This is a genomic window from Streptomyces sp. NPDC054847, from assembly GCF_053610925.1.
The window spans coordinates 1-1,036 of record NZ_JBSGZJ010000810.1 but is presented as its reverse complement, the minus strand read 5'-3'; the positions used below and the strand labels follow the sequence as shown (position 1 = coordinate 1,036).

Genomic DNA, 1,036 nt, shown 5'->3' with positions numbered 1-1,036 from the left:
GCCACAGGCGGGGGGCCTCACCGCTGTTCCCGCCCGTCAACGGCCCACGGCCCGGCGGTACCCTGCGGGCAACAACGATGTGACTCGCAGAAGGAGACGCGACCCGTGCCCGAGCTGCCCGAGGTCGAGGTCGTGCGCCGTGGTCTGCAGAGCTGGGTCAGCGGTCGCACGATCGCCGACGTGCAGGTGCTGCACCCGCGCGCGATCCGCAGACACCTGCCCGGCGCGCAGGACTTCGCCGCACGGCTCACCGGCAGGACCGTCGGCGACGCGTGCCGGCGCGGCAAGTACCTGTGGCTGCCCCTCGCGGACACCGACACCTCGATCCTCGGCCACCTGGGCATGAGCGGTCAGCTCCTCGTGCAGCCCCAGGACGCGGACGACGAGAAGCATCTGCGCATCCGCATCCGGTTCGCTGATGCGCTGGGCACCGAGCTGCGCTTCGTCGACCAGCGCACCTTCGGCGGCCTGTCCCTCCACGAGAACGCGCCGGACGGCCTGCCCGACGTCCTGTCGCACATCGCCCGCGACCCGCTCGACCCGCTCTTCGACGACGCGAGGTTCCACACCGCGCTGCGGGCCCGACGCACCACCGTCAAACGAGCCCTGCTCGACCAGTCCCTGATCAGCGGCGTCGGCAACATCTACGCCGACGAGGCCCTGTGGCGCGCGAGACTCCACTACGAGCGCCCCACCGCGACCCTCACCCGGCCCCGCTCCGTCGAACTCCTCCGCCACGTGCGCGAGGTGATGACCGCGGCCCTCGCCGTCGGCGGCACCACCTTCGACAGCCTGTACGTGAACGTGAACGGCGAGTCCGGCTACTTCGACCGCTCCCTCGACGCGTACGGCCGCGAGGACGAGCCCTGCCGACGCTGCGGCACCGCGATGCGCCGCCGCCCGTGGATGAACCGCTCCAGCTACTTCTGCCCCCGCTGCCAGCGCGCCCCGCGCCCGGTCGCCTGACCGCGGCCGCGCCGTCTGCCGGGCAGACATGACCGCACGTACGGGAGGGCCCCGGACACCTCAGGTGTCC

The 1,036-nt window shown here is 72.5% G+C and carries 1 protein-coding gene; it reads left to right on the top strand.

Annotated features, from left to right (window positions below):
* The first annotated feature begins 105 nt into the window (after positions 1-105).
* Positions 106-966, top strand: a complete 861-nt coding sequence (gene mutM / locus ACWGH4_RS35390) for a bifunctional DNA-formamidopyrimidine glycosylase/DNA-(apurinic or apyrimidinic site) lyase (RefSeq protein ID WP_453468039.1) — start codon at positions 106-108, stop codon at positions 964-966.
* The last annotated feature ends 70 nt before the right edge of the window (positions 967-1,036 follow it).